Here is a 19,861-nt window from a genome sequence, read left to right on the forward strand (position 1 = left end):
TGCTACCCGTTTTGCGGCGGGGTGCGAGTGTCAGCATAATCATCGGTAGTGGTAGGCGGTTCGGGGACTGTTCCGGGGAAGGAGTACGTGCGTGGCCGAGAGAACCGAGCGGTATGTGGGGAGCAGCGTCCCGCGCAAGGAGGATCCCGCCCTGCTGACGGGCGGGCGAGGTGGACGGACAACATCAAACTGCCGGGATGCTACACCTGGATATCCTCCGAAGCCCCTTCGCCCACGCCAGGATAAGGAGCATCGACGTCTCGGCGGCCCTGGAGCAGCCGGGCGTGGTCGCGGTGTTCACCGGCGAGGACCTCGCCCCGAGTGGGGCGGGAGCGCGATGGACGCCGAGGCCGCGCCGGGGTACGCCCTGGAGGTGGACGGTGCTTCCGGGAGGGATACCGAGGCGACGCCGACGGGGGCGGCGACGAGGCGCCCCCCAGAACCTTCTGCGCGTGGCCGGTGACGGAGGACATAAAGATCCCGAACCACTGGCCCATCGCCCGCAGCGAGGCGAACTTCGTCGGAGATCCGGTGGCGGTCGTGGTCGCCACCGACCGCTACACGGCCCAGGACGCCCTCGCGTTCATCGATGTCGACTACGAGCCCCTCGCCGTGGTCACGGACCCGGAGGCGGCGCTCGAGGATTCGAGCCCGCTCGTCCACGAGGGGCTGGGTACGAACGACTCCTACACCTGGGCCCTGGCCACCGGCGACGTGGAAGACGCCTTCTCCAGGGCCGACGTGACGATAAAGGAGCGCTACCTCCAGCAGCGGGTGCTGCCAAGCGCGATCGAGCCCCGGGGGACGGTCGTGAACCCCGACCCCATGGGCGACGGGTTCACGGTCTACTCCTCGACGCAGATCCCGCACATCTTGAGAAGCGTGCTCTCCGCCGTCTGCTCGGTCCCCGAGCAGCGCCTGCGCGTCGTGGCTCCCGACGTCGGGGGCGGCTTCGGGGGGAAGCTGAACGTGTACGCGGAGGAGGTCATAAGCCTCGCGGTGGCGCGGCGGCTGGGGGCACCCGTCAAGTGGATCGGGAGCCGCTCCGACGACTACCTCTCCACGATCCACGGCCGCGGTCAGGTTCAGCACGTCGAGCTCGCCGCCACCTCCGAGGGCCGCCTCCTCGGCATGCGGGTCAGGATCATCACGGACATGGGCGCCTACCTGCAGCTTCTGACGCCCGGCATCCCGCTCCTCACCGCCTTCATCTTCCCCGGCGTCTACTCCTTCGGGGCCTACTCCGTCGAGTGCAAGGGCGCCTTCACCAACAAGACCCCGACCGACTCCTACCGGGGCGCGGGGCGCTCCGAGGGCATCTACGGGGTCGAGCGGGCGATGGACGCCCTGGCCCGGGAGCTGGGCATGGACCCGGCCGAGATCCGCCACAGAAACTACCACGAGCCCTTCAGCGAGCCGGTCACCAGCCCCGCCGGCCTCCAGCTCGACTCCGGCAACTACGCCGCCGCCCTCGAAAAGGCCCTGGAGCTCGCCGACTACGAGGGCCTGCGCGCCGAGCAGCGGCGCCGCCGCGACGCGGGCGACCCCGTCCAGCTCGGCATCGGCCTCGCGAGCTACACCGAGAACGGCGGCCTCTCCCCGTCGAAGATGACGGCGGCCCTTAGGCTTGGCGCCCCGGGCTGGGAGACCGCGTCGATACGCATGCTCGCCTCGGGCAAGGTCGAGGTCGTCACCGGCACCTCGCCCCACGGCCAGGGCCACGTGACGAGCTGGTCCCAGATCGCGGCCGACGCCCTCGGGGTCTCGCCGGAGGACGTCGAGGTCCTGCACGGCGACACCTCCCTGTCCCCCTACGGCCTCGACACCTACGGCTCCAGGAGCTTGTCCGTCGGCGGGGTGGCGGTCCACATGGCGGCCAACAAGGTCGTCGACAAGGCCAGAAAGATAGCGGCCCACATGCTGGAGGCCGCCGAGGACGACGTCGAGTTCGAGGGCGGGCGCTTCAGCGTCGCCGGTTCCCCGGAGCAGAACCTGACGATCCAACAGGTCGCGGGGGCGGCGTACCTCGCGGACAACCTGCCCGAGGGGATGGAGCCGGTGCTCTCGGAGGAGACCTTCTTCGACCCGCCGAACTTCACGTACCCCTTCGGCACCCACGTCTGCGTGGCCGAGGTAGACACCGAGACCGGCTCCGCCAGGATACGCGACTACTTCGCGATCGACGACTGCGGGCCCGTGGTCAACCCGGCGATCGTCGACGGGCAGCTCCACGGCGGGATCGCCCAGGGCGTGGGCCAGGCCCTCTTCGAGGAGGCCGTCCACGACGAGGACGGGAACCTGGTGACGGGGACGATGGCGGAGTACATGATCCCCGGCGCCCCCGAGCTCCCCAACTTCACCCTGGACCGCACCTACACCCCCTCCCCGACGAACGCGATGGGCGTAAAGGGGACCGGCGAGTCCGGCACCATCGCCTCCTCGCCGGCGGTCGTAAACGCCGTGATAGACGCGCTCTCGCACGAGGGCGTGACGCACATAGACATGCCGGCCTCGCCCATGAAGGTATGGCAGGTCCTTCAGGAGGCCCGGGGAGTGGGGCAGTAGACTCGAACCACTCCCCCGTCCAGGTAGCCGACGCCGGGCGGGTTCGACGCTACCCGGCAAGACGTCGACGGCGGCGCCCCGTGGAGGTGGGGACTACCGCCGTCGACGCTGGTGGCGGGGCCGCTCGGAGCGGCCCTTAGCTCTGCTTCCGTTACGGGCGCACGATGCCCACGGGCTCGCCGGCGTACGCCATCGGGGTGTACGTGACGACGCCCTGCCACTCGTTGGCGTTGAGAAGCTGGCCGTTGCCCACGTACATCGTGGCCCAGTTCGGGTAGATCACGATGTCGCCGGGCTGCAGGTCGCCCGGGGCGACGGGGGCGTAGCGGTACAGGTAGTCCTCCGGCGTCCAGGGCGCATCGTAGTCGATGCCGCTGGTCCTGAGGATGTAACGCATCAAGCCGCTGCAGCTGAACGTGTCGGGGCCGTCCGTACCGTACGCGAACGGCTTGCCGACCTGCGCCTCGCCGATCGCCACGGTCCCGTAAGACGCATACCCCGTCGACTGGGCATTCGCGGAGATCGCGAACGCGGTAACAAGCATGGCTACGAGGCCAAGCAGCACTGTAATCTTCGTCCTGGAAAGCACGCTATCCAGACTCCTTCCTGTTATGCCTATGTCTTCTTGCGTGGGATCTCGGGAGATCCCCCCTCCAACGGCTCGGTACCCTAGGGAAAGCCCCTCCGCAACGCAACCCCCCTCTCCTCCGCCCATCGCCCTCGAACCGGCCCAGAGATACGGTCAATCCGCTTAGATAAGCCAGATCAGTTGTTTTGCGGTTGAAACCGATATTTAATAAACTTTAATATTAGTTACGTCTGCGCAAGCAAAAACGGTACATGTGGTGCCCGGATGGTGGTTGGAGCGGATCCCTCACAGGGTCGAAAGGCGGGTCGCTCGCCCATGAAGCATGCTCTAGGGGCGCACGTGCCGTGCTTCTCACCGCGACGGGTGCGTTGACGCATGGGCCGTGGCGCTTTGCTGCTACGTGGAGTCGTAGTGGTGACGCGCGTTGAGGGCTCGCTCGTGCGTGAGCACGCGGCGGCGGCCGGGCGTCAGGTCGAGTGCTTCGGGCCTCCCCGCGTGTTGCCCGGGCGATCCCGGTCGGGCGCGGTGCGTCGCCGCCTCCAGGCCTCCCGGAGTTGCTCTGCCCTGCGCTCCGTCTCGACGAGGCGCTCCTCGCTCTCGCGATCCGGGCTCGCCCCTCCCGGCTTCTCCCCGCGCCCGAGGCTCCCTCTGCGGCGGCCCTCACCCGAATGTTCGTTCAAGATGCACCTCCCCTGCGCCGGTGTCCCGGCGCGAGACCGGCGCCTGGAACATCGGCAGTTTCGCCCGTTCTCGCCGCCGTACCGGTACGTGCGGTCCCCCCGGGTAGACGTCCGGGGGTTGCTCCCCAACAGCTAAGCCGCCTCGGGGAGCCGGGCTCCGTCGAGGCGGGGACGTTCGGCAGTCGCGGAGGCGGTATGATGAGGGTATCGAGCGATGGAGCATCGCTCGAAGGCGTAGGACCGCGACCTGCCCTCCTCCAAGACTCGGGATAGCGCCCCAACCTTTCGTAACGAGTGGCAGAGGAGTGCGTGTGCGGAATCGGGATCGCGACGGGGCAGCGGAGAAGCGTGCGGAGCGGGTCGGGTGGCGTCCGCGACAGGCCAGCCAGTTCTCGCGGAGCATGGACGAGCGCCTGCGGGAGATGAACGAGCGGGCGGGCGCACTGGACGTACGCCTGCGACGCCACGCGGAGGCGAACGCGAACTGGCACAGGAAGTGGGACGGCTCCCGCTCGTAGGGAGGAGCTAGGGGTCCTTCGCCGCCCCATCAGCCGGCCACCGGAGGGACGCGCATCCGGTGGCCGGCTCCTCCTACGAGCGCCTCTCTTTCGAGGCGATCCAGCCGTCCCGCCTCTCCTTGAGCCACGTCGTCCGCGACCTGTTGGCGGCGACCCTGGACGGCATGTCCTCCTGCGAGAGCTCCTCGACGTGCTTGTAGGAGACCGCCCCGTTCTTCATCACGGACACCATCCCCTGCTCCGCCTGCCTCCGGTCTTCGTGGGCGAGACGCTGCAGCGCCGCCGCCGACTCCCCGGGGAGCGGTTCGCCCAGGGACCGGCCGAGCTGACCGTTCTTGCGGAGCTCCAGTTCCCGCAGCTCCGTCCGCACGAACTGCTCCCAGTCCGCCTCTCGCTGGGCCCGGTCGCGCTCCCGCCTCTGAGCCTGCTTGCGCTCCTCGACCCGGTCCGGCGCGAGGGGCTCCGGCCGGTGGTCCGGCCTCTCGTCGCGCAGTTCCCCGAGCCCCTGGCGCGCCCCGGGCTTCGGGATCTCCTCGACCGTGCCTCCGGTCCGTTCGGCGCGGAGCCCGGCCTGGCGCGTCGATACCTCGACCGCCACCCGTTGCTTCTCGTGCATAGCCTCTTCCTCTCCGAGGGTAGCCCTCGTCGGCAAAACATTCGGGCCGGCGAGGCCACTCCCGTAGAGAGTTGGCGATCGCCGGCCCGATCGGCGGACGCTGGTCGTGTCCCAGCGCCGGTGCTTTGTCCTGTTGGTTTGTCCTCTCGTGCATCCGTCCTCGCCCCACCATAGGGGCGCAACACCGTAATTGTACCCCGGATTGCTAACAGCGAGCCCGCCGCCGGAAGCCGGGCCGTAGATAGAGCGCCCGACTCCCCCCAGCGACCTGTCCAGCAGCTTCTCGGGAGGCCCCCGGACGAAGCCCTCCGGATGGTCACGCTCTTACAGGAGGTCTCGCGCCTCGATGGGGAGGCCGTGCGGGAGCTTGCGGAGCAGGAGCACGCCGTGCTCGCCGTCGACCTCGTAGTCTTCGGACGAGAGATCCAGGACGCGGGCCGCCCTCTCCGGCTGCAGGACGTACCACTCGTCCCCGACGGGTCTGTAGGACTTCAGCGCGGCCACGAAGCGCCCGGAGCCCTGCGCGCGGAGGTTGCCGCCGAACTCCCTCTCGTACTCGCCCACGGAGTAGAGGTGCATCTTCATGTCCTCGTCGTTCTCCAGGCTCGTCCGCTTGTAGAACTCGTGCGGGTCGATCGCGGCCCTCTGCTCCGAGCTCCCCGAGAGGCCCTCGGAGCTGTCCACGCGCTCGCCGCCGCGCCGCTTCACGGAGGCGAGGTAGAGCGCGCCGGCGATCGCCCCCAGGACCAGGAGCGCCACAAGCACGAGCTCGAAGGTAAAAACTTGGCCGAAATTCATGCGACATCACTCTCCGTCCGTCGCGTCCTCTTACCGTTCGTTACCTACCCGATTCGGGCCGATATATGCGGCGGCACGGGGCGTAGGCCGCTCCGCCGGAGGGTCTTCGGGGGCTTACCGGCGGCGGCGCGGGTCGAGGGCGTCGCGCAGCCCGTCGCCGATAAAGTTCACCGAGAGGACGCTCAGGGCGATGGCGATGCCGGGGAAGACGATCGCGTGCTGCCCCTCGACGAAGACGCCGAAGCCCGAGCGGAAGGCGTCGGTGAGCATCGCGCCCCACTCGGGCGTGGGCGCCCTGGCCCCGAGGCCGAGGAAAGAGAGCGCCGCGACGTCCAGGATCGCCGTCGCGAGCGTCAGGGTCGCCTGCACTATGAGGGGGGCGGTGCTGTTCGGCAGGATCGCCGAGGCGACGATGCGCGTGTTCGAGGCGCCCAGAGCCCGTTCCGCCTCCACGTAGTCGCGCTCGCGGACGCTTATCACCGAAGAGCGCACGACGCGCGCGATCTGGGGCACGTTCACTATCCCGACCGCGAGCAGCGCGTTCGTCAGCCCCTGCCCCAGCACCGTCACGATCACTATCGCGAGCAGGATGCTCGGGAAGGCGAGCAGGACGTCCATGATCCGCATCAAGACCGAGTCGATCCAGCGCCCCGCGTAGCCGGCCGTTACCCCGACGAGCGTCCCCACGACCGTCGCGAACGCCACCGCCGCGAGCCCGGCGGTCAGCGAGATCCTGGCGCCGTAGATTATCCGCGAGAGGATGTCCCGGCCGAGCTCGTCCTGGCCCAGAGGGTGGGCGGCCGAGGGCCCGGCGAACTTCTCCGTCAGGTTCTGCCCCGCGATGGGGTCGTACGGGGCGAGCAGGGGCGCGAAGAGGGCCATGAGGACGAAGAGCGCCATCACGACCGTCCCGAAGACGGCGAGCTTGTTGCCCAGGAAGGCCTGCCTGAAGTCGCCCCACCGCGTGCGGGCACGCACCGTCTCCGGGGTGGCGAGCTCCGGGCCGCCCATCGGGCCGCCTCCCGAGCCCTTCGGTATCCTCGCCTCGGCCACCCTAGTACCTCACGCGCGGGTCGAGGACCGCGTAGAGGAGGTCCACCGCCAGGTTCACGAGCACGAAGAACGTCGCGCCGTAGAGGACTACGCCCTGGATCATGGCGTAGTCTCGCCGGTAGATGGATTCGAGCGCGATCTGGCCGATGCCGCCCCACCCGAAGATCGTCTCCGTGAGGACCGCCCCGCCCATCAGGAGCCCGAACTGCAGCCCTATGACGGTGACGGTCGGGAGCATGGCGTTCCTCAGCGCGTGGCGGAAGACGACCCGGGCCGGCAGCACGCCCTTCGCGTGCGCCGTCCGGATGTAATCCTCCCCCATCACCTCCAGCATGCTGCTCCTCGTCATGCGCGTGACCACCGCCATCGGGATCGTGCCGAGGGCCACCGCCGGCATTATGAGGTGCAGCAGGCCGTCCCAGAAGCCTGCGAGGTTCAGCGTCAGGAGCGAGTCCACGAGGACGAGCCCGGTGATGCTCAGGACCGGCACGTCCACCCGCCCGGGGAACGGCAGGAGCTGCAGGTTCACCGTGAAGACGACCACGAAGATCAGGGCGAGCCAGAAGATCGGCATCGAGACGCCCGTCAGGGCGACGACCGAGGTGATCCGATCGATGAGGGAGTACTGCTTGACCGCCGCGATCACCCCGACCGGTATCCCCACGACGACCGCGAAGAGGAGTGCGGCGAGCGTGAGCTCGAGCGTCGCCGGGAAGCGGTCCAGAAGCTCGGCCGTCACCGCCCGGCCCGTCACGATGGAGTCCCCGAGGTCCCCCGTCACCGCGTCCCTCAAAAAGATCAGGTACTGGGTGATAGGGTCGCGGTCGAGCCCGAGCTGCGCCCTGAGCGCCGCGACCCTCTCCGGCGTTGCCTGCTGACCGAGCAGGATCTGCGCGGGGTCCCGGGGATGGCGCGCACCATGAAGAAGACCACGATCGAGACCCCGATGAGCACGGGTATGATCTGGAGCACCCTCCGCCCGATGTAGGTCGCCAGGGCTTAATCACCCCGCCCACGTGAACCCTCACGCCGCCTCTCCCGAACCCCTCAGGCCCCGCCTCCCGAGAGCTCGACGGTGTTGAACGCCTCGCCGCCGGTCGGGCTCGGCTGGTAGCCCTGCACGCCCTCCTGGAAGCCAAGGGCGGCTCCGCGTAGGCGATCGTGGCGACGGGCGCGTCCCGGTTGACGATCTCCTGCGCCTGAAAGTAGAGGTCCCGGCGCTCGTTCTCGTCGATGGTCGAGGCTGCCCGGTTCAGGAGGTCGTCGAACTCGGGGTTCTTGTAGTAGGCGTAGTTCTGGGCGTCCTCCGGCGTCGCCGTCTTGCTCGGCAGCAAGACGTTCAGGAAGTTGTCCGGGTCGCCGTTGTCCCCCGTCCAGCCTATAAGGCACATGTCGTGGGCCCCGCGCCCGATCTCCTCGAGGTACGTCCCCCACTCCCGCGTCTCGAGCCTCGTCCGGATGCCGACCTCCTCGAGGTCCCGCTGGATCGCCTGCGCGATCCCCTTCCCGTCGGGCATGTACGGGCGCGGTATCGGCATGTACCAGAGCGTCGTCTCGAAGCCGTCGGGCATGCCCGCCTCGGCGAGAAGCTGCCTGGACCGCTCGGGTCGTAGGCGTAGGGCTCTATGGAGTCGTTGAAGAACGGCACGGTCGGCGGCATCATGTTCGAGGCGACCTCGGCCGTGTCCCGAAGAAGGCCTGCACGATCTCCTGCATGTTTATGGCGCTCACGACCGCCTGGCGGACCTGCGGGTCGTCGAACGGCGCCTTCTCCATGTTCATCGCCATGTAGCTGACGTTCAGCGGCGGCCGGGTGAGGACCTGCAAGCCCGCCTGCTCCACGCTCGGCACGTCGTCGGGGGTGAGCCCGTCGGCCCGGAGAGCTGGTTGCCGGTGAGCGCCGCCACGCGCGCGGTGTTGTCCGGGATGGAGCGGAAGACGACCCGATCCACGCTCGGACCGCCGCCCCCTCCTCGGCCGGGAGGTCGGTCCCCACCACTCCTCATTCCTCGCGAGGCGGACCTCCTGGCCCTGGTCCCAGGACTCGAACCTAAACGGCCCCGTCCCGACCGGGTTCTGCCAGAACTCCTCGACGTTCTCCCGAATGGCCTTCGGCGAGGCGATCCCGAACGGCGCCATCGCCACGTTCCTCAGGAACGGCCCTGCGGCTCCGTGAGGTTGAAGCGCACCGTCGTCTCGTCCACCGCCTCCACGCTCTCGATGACCGACTCGTCGTCGAAGCCGCCGAACATGGTGTAGTAGGAGAAATCCGCCGTCTGGCTCCCGCCGCCCGCGTGGAACTCGTTCGAGGTGTCGCGCCAGCGGTCGTAGTTGAACTTGACGGCCTCGGCGTTCAACGGCTCGCCGTCGTGGAACGTAACGCCCTCGCGCAGCGTGAACGTGTAGACGCGCCCGCCCTCCTCGGGCTCGGGGACCTCGGTGGCGAGCGCCGGGACGACGTCCGTCGTGCCGGGCGCGTAGTCGAGGAGGCCGTCGAAGATCTGGCGCGTCACGATCAGGGACTCGCCGTCGGTGACGTTGATCGGGTCGAGCCCCACGGAGTCGGCCCCGCGCCCGAAGGTGAAGGTGCTGCCGCCCTCGCCGCCTCCACCGCCTCCCTGCTGCCCCCCGCCGATGGTCTCGCCGCTCCCGCAGCCCGCCACCCCGAGGAGCGCCGCGCCCGCGAGCCCCGCCCCGCTCAGCTTGAGAAAGTCGCGGCGGTTCATGCCGCGCAGTCCCCTTATCTCCACCATGAGCGTTCCCTTCTAACCCGTTTGCCACCCACGCGCCCATCGAGCACCCACGGTCAATAGGTAACGGCAAATTAACATCGTCCCCACCCGCCGCCACGGGCCGGGCGCGGGCTAGGGCGAGACGCCGATCGGCGGGTTCTCGGCGAACCCGGGATGGCGCGGTCCATAAACACCCAGGGCTGGGCGCTGTCGCACCATATGTTCATCTGCGGCCGGAGCCACGATCGGTCGTCGAGCGTCCCGCCCCGGATCCAGAGGAGATCCGGCGTGATCGAGACGTCGCTGAGGATGGGCGAGCCGCACCCCGGACAGAACCGGCGCGTGACGGGCCACCCACTCGCCCCCACGCCCTCGTAGGCCGTGAGACGTCCTTCTATCCGCACGCTCTCCTCGGGGACGGCGACGAGGATCGAGAACGCGGAGCCCGTCTGCTTCTGGCAATCCTCGCAATGGCACAGCGCGACCAGCTCGGGCTCCGCGTCGACCGAGTAGCGAACACCGCCGCACAAGCAACCGCCAACCATGTTCGGCCTCCGAACCTTCCTCTACGGACCCCGCCGGGAACATCCTCGCACGACGACCCGAGCGCGACCCACCCGGCGACGTATTGTCACCCGAGTTACATCTTAGCTCCGGCCCGACCCTCCGGCAAGGCGACGACCCGGCGTCCGGATCTAGAAGAGGCCCGGCTCCTCGCCGCGCCGCAGGCGGTTCGCGGCGTTGTGGGCCTGACGTGTCGTCTCGGGAAGCCGGTACTTCGGGGAGCAGGCGAGCACGAGCTCGACGGCGCTCTGCGCGTCGATCCTGTTCCCGACGGAGACGAAGACGGGCGAGACGCCCTTCCTGGTCCGCACGACCTGCCCGACGACCTCGCCGCGGTGCACGAGCTCGCTCCGGCTCCCCTTCTCGACGCCCGGCTCCTCGTACTTGCCGACGAGCAGGCTCTTGGCGCACCCGATGCTCGGGACGTCCAGGAACAGCCCCAGCTGGGAGGCGAGCCCGAGCCTGCGCGGATGGGCCAGGCCGTGAGCGTCGAAGATCACCGCGTCCACCTCGGTCTCGATCGCGCGGAGCGCTCCCACCACGGGCGGTATCTCCCGGAAGGCGAGGAGCCCCGGCACGTAAGGGAACTCGAGCCTGGCCTCGTATCCCTTGACCTCGACCACTTCGAGCCCCGGGAAGGTGAGCACGACGACGGTCGCATAGCCCTCGTCGCCCTGGGTGGAGACGTCCGCCCCCGCAACGTAGCGCACGCCGGAGAGATCCAGCGGCGGCCCCTTCTCGACCCTCGGCGCGAGCTCGCCCTGCAACCGGCGCGCCTCGGCGGGCGTCAGATCGAACGGGTGCGTCACCTCGACCCTCAAAGAGATCCTCCAAAGAACGCTAAAGGAGAGAAACTGCGGGAAAAGAACCGATCCGACCGACGGGCTCTGGAGGGGGGAAACGTCCCGTCGGCCGGGGCTCGGTTAACCAGAACTATACCCTTGCCATATTACGGATACCTTGCCCCCATGTTACGATTTTGTTGCGCTAGCGAAACACTTTGGTTACGGATTCCGCTCCTGCTGTGTTTGTCGTCGCTCCCGGCGCCTCAGAGGCTCAACCTCACCCTACGGTTCAGGGTACCACGGGTACAGGCCGCACGGGGTTTCGCGGCCCGCATCAGGCGACGGTGACCCGGATCGTGTGGTATCCGGTGGCGCCCGAGGGGTGTGGGGGGGTCGGCTCCTCGGTCTGGGTCTCGCCCTCGCCGTCCGTCGCGCGGACCTTGATGGTGTGCTCGCCGGGCTCGGCGTCCCAGTCGTAGACGTACTGGCGCCAGGTGTCGGGGTCGAGCTGGGCGGCGAGGCGCGCCTCGTTCCAGGTCTCGCCGTCGTCCGTGGAGACCTCGACCTTGTCGATGCCCTTGTGGGGGGCCCAGGCTACGCCGCCGATGGGGATGCGTCCGGCCTGCGGGCGGTCGCCGTCCTTGACCGTGTCGATGCGCGACTGGGTCTTTACCGGGCCCTCCTTCGTCCAGGTGCGCTGGATCCAGTACGCGTCGTAGTCCCAGTCCGTCAGCTCGATCTCGGTGAGCCACTTGGTCGCGGAGACGTAGCCGTAGATGCCGGGGACGACGAGGCGGACCGGGTAGCCGTGCTTGACCGGAAGCTCCGAGTCGTTCATCCCGAACGCCACGAGCGCGTCGCGGCCGTCGAGGGCGATCTCCGTCTTGAAGCCGCCCGTCCAGCCGTCCGCGCTCCTGCCGATGAGCTGCTCGGAGGCCCGCCCGATGTTCTCCCGGCTCACCCCGGCCTCCTTCAGCACGTCCGAGAGCAGGACGCCGGTCCAGCGCGCGTTCGAGACCAGCCCGCCGCCGACCTCGTTGGAGACGCAGGAGAGCGTCACGTCGGACTCGCGCGTCGGCATGTCGAGCAGATCCTTGTACGTAAAAGAGACCGGGTTCTCGACCGCGCCCTTGACGTTCAGCTTCCACCGGTCGACGTTTATGCGCGGCGAGGAGAGGACGGTGTCTATAAGGTAGAACTCGTCGTTGGGTGTCATAAGGGGCGGCATGCCGGGGACGTCGATGGAGGCCGCGGCGGGGGGAGGCGGCAGGGTCTCGTGGAGCGCCGCGCCCCCCTTGCCGCCAACCTGGATGGGTCCGGCCGCGGCCGTCTCTTCGCCGCCGCCGCCGGAGAGCGCCCGTCCCGTCCCCGCGGCGGTGAGGCCGACCACGGCCGCCGCACCGCCCAGCGCCAGAAAGTTCTTCCGGGGCACCGCGATGCCGCGGGTGGAGTGCGCCTCCCTGTGGCGGACGTTCATTATCGGTGCGTCGCGGGTCTCGCCGGCCCCGGGCGCGTCCTGGGCAGGGGCGGCCTCCCCCTTCGCCGGCGTCTCGGCGCGGAGGTCGGACATGCGGACCAGGTAGTCCGCGAACCAGGCGCCGAGGCCCAGGGCGCCCAGGATCGTGAGGATCGCCGGGATCGGGGCGATAAACGGCTCGGTGAAGGCGGCCACGAGCGCGATCGCTCCGAGCCCCACCACGCCGAGGAGGGCCGCGAGCCGCGAGCGGAGGCTGAGGACGCCGAGGAGACCGGCGACCACGAGCGAGCCCACCACCGTCGAGGCTATGAGCACGGGTATGTCGGCGGTGCCGAGCGTTTCTATCGCCTGGGTAGCGAAGCCGCCGGGCGTCAGCTCTATGATCCGCTGCGCGATGGCCAGAAACACCGACGGGACCAGGTCGTAGATTCCGTGTACGAGCTCCGCGAGCCCGAACGCCAGGATGGCCCCGACCGCGCCCGCGGCGAAAGCCCTCATCTTCCTATTCAAAGCACCACTCTCCACTCCCTGTTCGCCGGGTACGGCTCCGGCAAGACATCCGCGTTCCGTACGGACAGAGTCTACTACCGGGCCTCCGTCCGACCTCTAAAAGAGATCACGTATGGTCTACGGCGGGGGCGCGGGGCACGGATCATTCCTGCGCCCATCATCGGGGTTTCGGGCCCGGGGAGCGCCGTACCTTGACACGCCGCTCCCTTACGGCTACAAAAGCCTTACAGGCGACGACGGGAACGAGTAGGGTCGGAGAGCGTCGAGAGAGCGAGCCGGGGACGGTGGGAGCCCGGCGCGGCGTCCGGCCCGAAGATCCTCCCGGAGCCGCCGGTCCCAAAGCGAAGGGCCGCGAGGGGTTCCCCCCGTTCCCCAGGCGTTAGTAGGTCCGGCCGGGCGAGCCCGTTACAGCGAGTACGCGAGAGGTCCGGGGAGTCCCGGACAAGTGGGGTGGTACCGCGAGGGTTCTCTACGAGGCCCCGTCCCTACGGTGGAGGAAGGAGTTGCTCCCTCCGTAGGGGCGGGGGCTATTATACGAGAGGCGTTGCGTATGGCGTTTGATGCGGTTGGATCGCGGGTGAGCTTCCCGAAGCTCGAAGAGGAGATGCTCGGGCTGTGGCGCGAGATCGGGGCTTTCGAGAAGTCCGTGGAGAGCCGTCCGGAGGACAACCCGTTCGTCTTCTACGAGGGCCCGCCGACGGCGAACGGACGGCCGGGCTTCCACCACGCCCTCGCCCGCGCCTTCAAGGACCTCGTCCCCCGCTACAAGACCATGCAGGGCTTCCGGGTCGAGCGCAAGGGCGGCTGGGACTGCCACGGCCTCCCCGTCGAGCTCCAGGTCGAGAAGGAGCTCGGGCTCTCCGGCAAGGGCGACGTGGAGAGATACGGCATAGAAGAGTTCAACCGCCTCTGCCGCGAGTCCGTCTTCCGCTACGTCGAGGAGTGGCGCGAGATGAGCGCCCGCCTCGGCTTCTGGGTGGACATGGACGACGCCTACTGGACCCTGAACAACTCCTACATCGAGAGCGTTTGGTGGGCCCTCAAGACCCTGCACGAGCGCGACCTCCTCTACGAGGGCTACAAGGTCACGGCCCACTGCCCGCGCGACCAGACCTCCCTCTCCTCCGCCGAGGTCGCGATGGGCTACGAGACCGTCACCGACCCGAGCGTCTACGCGAAGCTCCCGCTCGTCGACGACCCGGAGACCTCGCTCCTGATCTGGACGACCACCCCCTGGACCCTCGTCTCGAACACCGCCGTCGCGGCGAGCCCGGAGGTCGAGTACGCGACCGTGCGGACCGGCGGCGAGAAGCTGATCCTGGCGCGCGAGCTCGTCGGGAAGGCCCTCGGCGAGGGCGAGCACGAGGTCCTGGAGACGAGGAGCGGGCGCGAGCTCGAGGGGACGAAGTACCGCCGCCCGTTCGAGTACGTCCCCGTCGAGGAGTCGCCGAACCTCTTCACGGTCGTCCTCGGCGACCACGTGACGACGACGGAGGGGACGGGGCTCGTGCACACGGCCCCCGCCTACGGCGAGGACGACGCGAGGATGGGGAGGCGTTACGGCCTGCCGACGATCCACCCCGTCAAGCCGGACGGCGCCTTCGACGAGCGCGTGGGCGAGTTCGCCGGCGTCTTCGTGAAGGAGGCGGACCCCGGCCTCGTCGAGGAGCTCCGGGAGACGGGCTTCCTCTACCGGGCCGAGGACTACGAGCACTCCTACCCCCACTGCTGGCGCTGCGGCACCCCGCTCCTGTACTACGCCAAAAAGGCCTGGTACGCGCGGACGACGGCCGTCCTCGACGACCTGCTGCGGGAGAACGAGGGCATAAACTGGGTCCCCGAGCACGTAAAGTGGGGCCGCTTCGGCGACTGGCTGCGCAACAACGTCGACTGGGCCCTCTCCCGCGAGCGCTACTGGGGGACCCCGCTGCCGGTGTGGCGCTGCGAGGAGGGCCACGTCACCGTCGTCGGGAGCGTCGCGGAGCTTGGGGAGAGGGCCACGGGCCCCGTCCCCGACGACCTGCACCGCCCCTATATAGACGACGTACGGGTGAGGTGCTCCGGGTGCGAGCGGGAGGCGACGCGCGTCCCCGAGGTTTTGGACGCCTGGTTCGACTCCGGGAGCATGCCGTTCGCCCAGCAGCACTACCCGTTCGACGAGACGGAGGAGGGCTTCGAGCGCCACTTCCCGGCGGACTTTATCTCCGAGGGGGTGGACCAGACGCGGGGCTGGTTCTACTCGCTGCTCGCCGCCTCGACGATGCTCTTCGGCAGGAGCCCGTACAAGACCTGCATGGTCCTCGGACACGTCCTCGACTCCGAGGGCAAGAAGATGAGCAAGAGCCGGGGGAACATCGTGGACCCGTGGGAGGTCTTCGGGGAGCAGGGCGCGGATGCGCTTCGGTGGGCGCTCTACACGGCGACGAGCCCCGGCAACCCCCGCCGCTTCTCCCGCGAGCAGGTCGACGAGGCGGTCCGAAAGCACCTCCTCACCCTCTGGAACACCTACTCCTTCTTCGTCACCTACGCCCGGATAGACGGCTTCGACCCCGCGCGCGACTACGTCGAGCCCGAGAACCGGAGCCTCATGGACCGCTGGGCGCTCTCGGAGCTCCAGCTCACGGTCCGCGCCGTGACCGAGAAGATGGACGCCTACGACGTTACGGCGGCGGGACGGGCGCTCGGTGAGTTCGTGGACGAGCTCTCGAACTGGTACGTGAGGCGCAGTAGGCGGCGCTTCTGGAAGGCCGAGGACGACGGCGACAAGAAGGCCGCCCACTCCACCCTCTACGAGTGCCTGACGGCGGTAGCGAAGCTCTCCGCGCCCTTCACCCCGTTCGTCGCGGAGGCCATCTACCAGAACCTCGTGGTGAACGCGGACGCCGGGGCACCGGAGAGCGTGCACCTGGCGGACTGGCCGAAGGTCGACGAGGGCCTCGTGGACGAGGGGCTCTCCCGGCGGATGGCGGCGGCGCGGAGGGTCGTGACCCTGGGCAGGGCGGCGAGGAACGCGGCGGCGATCAAGACGCGCCAGCCCCTGCGCGAGGTCGTGGTCGTGCAGGAGGAAGGGGACGGGGAGCTCCGAAAGGGCGTCGAGGCGCTCGCGCCGATCGTGCTCGACGAGCTGAACGTCAAGGAGCTCCGGTTCGGGGAGGCCGAGAGCATCCTGGCCTACGACCTGAAGCCGAACCTCGGGATCGTCGGGCCGAAGTACGGCAAGCTCGTGCCCGGCATCAGGAGGGCCTTGTCGGAGGCGCCGGTCGAGGTCGGGGCCCGGGCGGCGGCGGGGGAGAGCGTCTCCGTCGAGGTGGACGGCGAGCGGGTGGAGCTCTCGCCCGAGGAGCTCCTGGTGGAGCCCAGGGAGCGGGAGGGGTACGCGCTGGTGCGCGAGGGCGACCTCGCCGTCGCCCTGAAGACGGAGCTCGACGACGAGCTCGTGGACGAGGGGCTCGTGCGGGAGCTCGTGCACAAGGTCCAGACCCTGAGGAGGGAGAAGGGGTTCGAGATCGAGGACACCGTCTCGGTGGAGCTCGGCGGGAGCGCCCGCGTCAACCGCCTCCTCGAGGGTGCCTGGGGCGACTACTTCAAGAGCGAGGTCCTGGCCCGGGACCTCAAGCTGGACGGCGAGGCGGACGGCTCCCCCGACGGCGCGGAGAGCATGAGCGTCGAGGGCGAGAAGCTCCGGGTCAGGGTGGAGCCCTTCGGCCCTACGGGGCCGAATGAGTAAAGCCCGAAAAGGGTATGATGAGGGCTTGGCGTTGTTCGACGCAGTCGGTGAGCAGAGGCGAGAGGGAGGTACGAGGTGTTCGGGAGCAGATCGCGGACGGAGAAATTGAAGAGGGGGGCTGTCAACGGGTCTGCCCTTGCCGCCGCCTACGCGGGGGCGAGGCCGGTCGCCGAGAGGCTCCTCTACGACGACGACCTCAGGGACAACATCCGCGTCCTGATCGAGTCTTCCCGCAAGGTCTTGGACGAGCTCTCCGACGAGAGCCCGCAGGAGATCGTGGCGAGGCTCTGGGACGACGACAAGGTCCGCGACCAGGTCGAGTCGGCGGTCGGCGCCATCCAGGAGGGCTCGAAGAGGGTGCGCGGCGAGAAGGTACGCAAGAGGGGCGGCGGCTCCGGGAGGCTCCTGCTGGTCCTGGCCGCCGGCGCGGGCTTCCTCTTCCTGAGCCCGAGGACCGGCCCCCAGGCCCGCCGCATCGCCGGCGACATCTTCAAGGCCCTCAGGTCCGGCTAGACCCCGAGCTAGCGACAAAGAAACAGAGGCCCCGCTCTTATCGAGCGGGGCCTCTGCCTTTTAGTACAGGGGCTTGAAGGTCGGGCAGAGCAGGTCGACCACCCGATCGAAGGCCCTGGCGCCCTCCCGGCCCCCGGCCGCCTCGACGAAGCGGCCCCGGAGCGCGGCGAGCCCCGCCATGACCTCGGTGCGCGCCCTCTCCGCCCTGTTGCGGGCGCTCTCGCTCGGGATGCCGGCCTTCTCCAGGCGCTCGGCGCGCTCCCCGAGCCGTTCGGCTCGCTCGAGGTTTGTGGCCTGGGACCGGAGGTACTCCCGGATCATGCCGGCCGCCCGGGACTCGAGCACGGGCGGTACGGCCTCTCCTTCGCGGGGCGTCCCGGCGCGGCCGCGCAGCGCGGAGCTCGCCCGCGGCGGCAGGAGCCTGCGGGGGATCCAGGACCGGAGAGATCTGAAAAACGGTAAACTGCTCTCACTCATGGGCCATATTCTAGAACTCAGGGCATCGATCGTTGTGATAACCCTCTCACTGCTGCTCGTGGCCGGTTGCTCCGCCTCCGGCGGCCCTCGCGAGCAGGCCAACGAGGCCATCGCCGAGGCGAACGAGACGGTCGCCGAGCACGACCGGCTCTTCGAGGAGGCCCGCCAGACCTACGAGGGCGCCAGGGAGGCGATCGAGGCCGGGGAGGACCCGGAGGCGCAGGCCGAGCGGGTCGCCGAGGCGCGCGGGACGCTGACCGAGGCCCGGGCCAGGCTCGAAGAGGCGCGGGAGCCGCTCTTGGGGGTCCAAAACCTCGACGTCGAGCCGGAGATCAAGGACTACGCGGGGCTCGTCGCGGAGGCGATGGACGCCCAGCTCGAGGCCGAGGCCGCGGAGATAGAGTTCTACGAGATCCTGGAGTCCGACCCCATACTCAGGGGCGACCGCGAGCAGGCGCTCGACACGCTCTCCGAGGTCGAAGAGAGCTACGAGAGGGCCGAGGCCTCCTACGCGAGGTCCCGCGAGGTCGCCGACGCGAACCCCGAGCTTATAGGGGGGTAGCGGGCCGGCGCCCCCTAGAGGGGCTGGCAGGTCGGGCAGACGTGCGTGCCGCGCCCGGCGACGCGAAGCTTTGTTATCTCCGTGCCGCAGACGGGGCAGGGCTCCCCGGCGTGGGTGAAGACCTTCAACTGGTGCTGAAACTTGCCGGTCTCTCCGAAGGCGTCGTGGTAGGAGTCGAAGGTCGTACCCCGAAGCTCGATGGCGCGGGACAGGATGTCGCGGCTGGCGCGGTGGATCGCTTCGATCTCCGTCTCCGTCAGCGTGTTCGCCTTGCGCGTGGGGTGTACCCCGGCCTCGAAGAGCACCTCGTCGACGTAGATGTTGCCGAGGCCGGCGATCATCGACTGGTCCAGGAGCAGGCCCTTTATGGCGGCCTTGCGCGAAAAGATACCGCGCAGGTACTCCACGGTGAAGTCCTCGGAGAAGGGGTCGGGGCCGAGGCGTTCGATCAGGGGGTGCCCCTCCACCCCGTCCGGGTCGTAGAGGTCGAAGTAGCCCAGCCAGAGCCGGGTGAAGGCGAGGACCAGCGGCTCCTCGCCGCCGAACTCCACGACGGCGGTGTGGATCTTGTCGGGCTCCCGCCACCCGGGGAGGCGGAGGACGCGCCCGGAGATGACGAGGTGCACGAGCCCCACCACGTCGCCGAAGTCGAGGGTGATGATCTTGCCGCGCCGCCCCGTCCCCTCGAGCGTCTTCCCGACGAGCTTCTCCCCGAAGTCGGCCACGCCCGCGTTCGAGACGTCGTCGCGGGAGATGGCCGCACGGGTGACCTCCCTCCCCCCGGCGAGGGAGCGGACGTCCTCCGCGATGACCGTGACCTCTGGCAGCTCGGGCACTAGACCTCCTCCCCGACGAGCTCCCCGACGAAGCGGGCGACCCCATCCTCGTGCACCGGGGGCGCCACCCTGTCGGCGGCGGCCCGGACCTCGCCGTCCATCGGGCCGACCGCGACCCCGCAACCGGCGAAGCGGAGCATGTCTATGTCGTTGTCCGCGTCGCCGAAGGCGAGGGTGCGCCCGGGCTCTATCCCCCATCGCTCGCACAGAAACTTCAGGCCCTCGGACTTGGTGCCGAGGAGCCCCCCGACCTCGACGTAATGCGGGAGGCTGCGGGTGACGTGCAGACGGCCCGCGAAGGCGTCCTTGGCCTCCCCGAGCCAGCGCGGGACGTCGCGCGGGTGATCGACGATCACGAGCTTCGTCGGGTCCTCCGTCGCGTCTTCGCGCAGCCAGCGGGCCGGCGACTCGACGATCCGCACGTCCGGCTCCCTGTAAGAGACGTGCTTCATGGCGGCCGAGGTCTCGGGGGAGATGATTATCCCGCCGTCGGTGAAGACGCGGGCGTGGAGGCCGCGTTCGGCCGCCCACTCCAAGACTTCCAGGCTGACGTCCCTGGGGATCTTGCGGTGGAGGAGCGTCTCGCCGTTCATCCTGCGCACCATCGAGCCGCCGTAGCAGACGACAGGGTCGTCGCCGCCGAAGCCGAGCTTCTCGGCGTGCTCGTAGGCCCCCTCGAAGCGGCGGCCCGTCGCCACCACGAGCCTCATCCCCCGCCGCCTGAGCGCCTCGAAGGCCTTCACGGTGGCCGGCGTGATCGTGAGGTCCCGCCTGAGGACCGTACCGTCGAGGTCGAAGGCGCCCAGGTCGTAGGGGAAGCCGCCGTTGCTCTCCGAACCTGGCCCGTCTGCCACGAGAC

17 protein-coding genes and 3 pseudogenes are annotated in these 19,861 nt (G+C 69.1%); 5 read left to right on the forward strand and 15 right to left on the reverse strand.

Going from position 1 to position 19,861, the window contains the following annotated elements:
* The first annotated feature begins 91 nt into the window (after positions 1–91).
* Positions 92–2,565 (forward strand): annotated as a pseudogene (locus GBA65_RS23570) (xanthine dehydrogenase family protein molybdopterin-binding subunit).
* A 151-nt stretch (positions 2,566–2,716) separates the two neighbouring features.
* Here GBA65_RS23570 and GBA65_RS18020 read toward each other — a convergent pair.
* Together GBA65_RS18020 and GBA65_RS18025 are read right to left on the reverse strand one after the other, a co-directional pair.
* The gene (locus GBA65_RS18020) at positions 2,717–3,130 is read right to left on the reverse strand and encodes a C40 family peptidase (protein ID WP_166397733.1); all 414 of its coding nucleotides are present in this window, start codon (positions 3,128–3,130) and stop codon (positions 2,717–2,719) included.
* Positions 3,131–3,621: 491 nt separating this feature from the next.
* Positions 3,622–3,834 (reverse strand): hypothetical protein, encoded by a 213-nt coding sequence (locus GBA65_RS18025; protein WP_166397734.1) that lies wholly within the window; start codon positions 3,832–3,834, stop codon positions 3,622–3,624.
* A 311-nt stretch (positions 3,835–4,145) separates the two neighbouring features.
* Between GBA65_RS18025 and GBA65_RS18030 the strand changes: the two genes are divergently transcribed.
* Complete coding sequence (locus tag GBA65_RS18030) at positions 4,146–4,352, forward strand: hypothetical protein (protein WP_166397735.1); 207 nt, start codon at positions 4,146–4,148, stop codon at positions 4,350–4,352.
* Positions 4,353–4,425: 73 nt separating this feature from the next.
* On the opposite strand, the gene GBA65_RS18035 is transcribed toward GBA65_RS18030, so the two are convergent.
* From GBA65_RS18035 to GBA65_RS18080, 10 genes and pseudogenes are all read right to left on the reverse strand, one after another.
* Positions 4,426–4,968: a hypothetical protein gene (locus GBA65_RS18035; protein WP_166397736.1), complete on the reverse strand. Its 543-nt coding sequence runs from the start codon at positions 4,966–4,968 to the stop codon at positions 4,426–4,428.
* A 324-nt stretch (positions 4,969–5,292) separates the two neighbouring features.
* Positions 5,293–5,766, reverse strand: a complete 474-nt coding sequence (locus GBA65_RS18040) for a hypothetical protein (RefSeq protein WP_166397737.1) — start codon at positions 5,764–5,766, stop codon at positions 5,293–5,295.
* A gap of 114 nt (positions 5,767–5,880) precedes the next feature.
* Positions 5,881–6,777, reverse strand: a complete 897-nt coding sequence (locus GBA65_RS18045; RefSeq protein WP_166397738.1) for an ABC transporter permease — start codon at positions 6,775–6,777, stop codon at positions 5,881–5,883.
* A gap of 43 nt (positions 6,778–6,820) precedes the next feature.
* Positions 6,821–7,815, reverse strand: a pseudogene (locus GBA65_RS18050) (ABC transporter permease).
* Positions 7,816–8,198: 383 nt separating this feature from the next.
* Positions 8,199–8,390, reverse strand: a pseudogene (locus GBA65_RS25520) (ABC transporter substrate-binding protein); the annotation flags it as partial.
* Positions 8,391–8,478: 88 nt separating this feature from the next.
* Entirely contained in the window at positions 8,479–8,958 is a 480-nt protein-coding gene (locus tag GBA65_RS25525) for an ABC transporter substrate-binding protein (RefSeq protein ID WP_166397739.1), read from the reverse strand.
* A gap of 11 nt (positions 8,959–8,969) precedes the next feature.
* Positions 8,970–9,572, reverse strand: coding sequence for an ABC transporter substrate-binding protein (locus tag GBA65_RS25530; protein WP_166397740.1), 603 nt, complete (start codon positions 9,570–9,572; stop codon positions 8,970–8,972).
* Between the two features lie 71 nt (positions 9,573–9,643).
* A complete protein-coding gene (locus GBA65_RS26775; RefSeq protein WP_166397741.1) occupies positions 9,644–10,096 on the reverse strand; it encodes a GFA family protein in 453 nt (150 codons plus the stop codon).
* Positions 10,097–10,246: 150 nt separating this feature from the next.
* Entirely contained in the window at positions 10,247–10,936 is a 690-nt protein-coding gene (locus tag GBA65_RS18075; RefSeq protein ID WP_166397742.1) for an endonuclease V, read from the reverse strand.
* A 298-nt stretch (positions 10,937–11,234) separates the two neighbouring features.
* The gene (locus GBA65_RS18080; RefSeq protein WP_166397743.1) at positions 11,235–12,887 is read right to left on the reverse strand and encodes a molybdopterin-dependent oxidoreductase; all 1,653 of its coding nucleotides are present in this window, start codon (positions 12,885–12,887) and stop codon (positions 11,235–11,237) included.
* Between the two features lie 550 nt (positions 12,888–13,437).
* Here GBA65_RS18080 and ileS point away from each other — a divergent pair.
* Together ileS and GBA65_RS18090 are read left to right on the forward strand one after the other, a co-directional pair.
* A complete protein-coding gene (gene ileS / locus GBA65_RS18085; RefSeq protein WP_166397744.1) occupies positions 13,438–16,614 on the forward strand; it encodes an isoleucine--tRNA ligase in 3,177 nt (1,058 codons plus the stop codon).
* 105 nt (positions 16,615–16,719) lie between these two features.
* A complete protein-coding gene (locus GBA65_RS18090) occupies positions 16,720–17,127 on the forward strand; it encodes a hypothetical protein (protein ID WP_166397745.1) in 408 nt (135 codons plus the stop codon).
* A 60-nt stretch (positions 17,128–17,187) separates the two neighbouring features.
* On the opposite strand, the gene GBA65_RS18095 is transcribed toward GBA65_RS18090, so the two are convergent.
* Entirely contained in the window at positions 17,188–17,472 is a 285-nt protein-coding gene (locus GBA65_RS18095; RefSeq protein ID WP_166397746.1) for a hypothetical protein, read from the reverse strand.
* Between the two features lie 166 nt (positions 17,473–17,638).
* Between GBA65_RS18095 and GBA65_RS18100 the strand changes: the two genes are divergently transcribed.
* Positions 17,639–18,166 (forward strand): hypothetical protein, encoded by a 528-nt coding sequence (locus tag GBA65_RS18100; RefSeq protein WP_166397747.1) that lies wholly within the window; start codon positions 17,639–17,641, stop codon positions 18,164–18,166.
* A gap of 14 nt (positions 18,167–18,180) precedes the next feature.
* On the opposite strand, the gene mutM is transcribed toward GBA65_RS18100, so the two are convergent.
* Together mutM and GBA65_RS18110 are read right to left on the reverse strand one after the other, a co-directional pair.
* The gene (mutM, locus tag GBA65_RS18105; RefSeq protein WP_166397748.1) at positions 18,181–19,002 is read right to left on the reverse strand and encodes a bifunctional DNA-formamidopyrimidine glycosylase/DNA-(apurinic or apyrimidinic site) lyase; all 822 of its coding nucleotides are present in this window, start codon (positions 19,000–19,002) and stop codon (positions 18,181–18,183) included.
* Positions 19,002–19,856, reverse strand: coding sequence for a Cof-type HAD-IIB family hydrolase (locus GBA65_RS18110; protein ID WP_166397749.1), 855 nt, complete (start codon positions 19,854–19,856; stop codon positions 19,002–19,004). Before GBA65_RS18110 ends, mutM begins: the two co-directional genes overlap by 1 nt.
* Between the last annotated feature and the right edge of the window lie 5 nt (positions 19,857–19,861).

It is taken from the genome of Rubrobacter marinus (assembly GCF_011492965.1).
Taxonomy (GTDB): Bacteria; Actinomycetota; Rubrobacteria; order Rubrobacterales; family Rubrobacteraceae; genus Rubrobacter_F; species Rubrobacter_F marinus.

Bases quoted from the DNA above. Each gene is read 5' to 3' on its own strand.
- ileS (WP_166397744.1), top strand. From the start codon at position 13,438: ATGGCGTTTGATGCGGTTGGATCGCGGGTGAGCTTCCCGAAGCTCGAA.
- GBA65_RS18035 (WP_166397736.1), bottom strand. From the start codon at position 4,968: ATGCACGAGAAGCAACGGGTGGCGGTCGAGGTATCGACGCGCCAGGCC.
- GBA65_RS26775 (WP_166397741.1), bottom strand. From the start codon at position 10,096: ATGGTTGGCGGTTGCTTGTGCGGCGGTGTTCGCTACTCGGTCGACGCG.
- GBA65_RS25530 (WP_166397740.1), bottom strand. From the start codon at position 9,572: ATGGTGGAGATAAGGGGACTGCGCGGCATGAACCGCCGCGACTTTCTC.
- GBA65_RS25525 (WP_166397739.1), bottom strand. From the start codon at position 8,958: ATGGCGCCGTTCGGGATCGCCTCGCCGAAGGCCATTCGGGAGAACGTC.
- GBA65_RS18045 (WP_166397738.1), bottom strand. From the start codon at position 6,777: ATGGGCGGCCCGGAGCTCGCCACCCCGGAGACGGTGCGTGCCCGCACG.
- GBA65_RS18040 (WP_166397737.1), bottom strand. From the start codon at position 5,766: ATGAATTTCGGCCAAGTTTTTACCTTCGAGCTCGTGCTTGTGGCGCTC.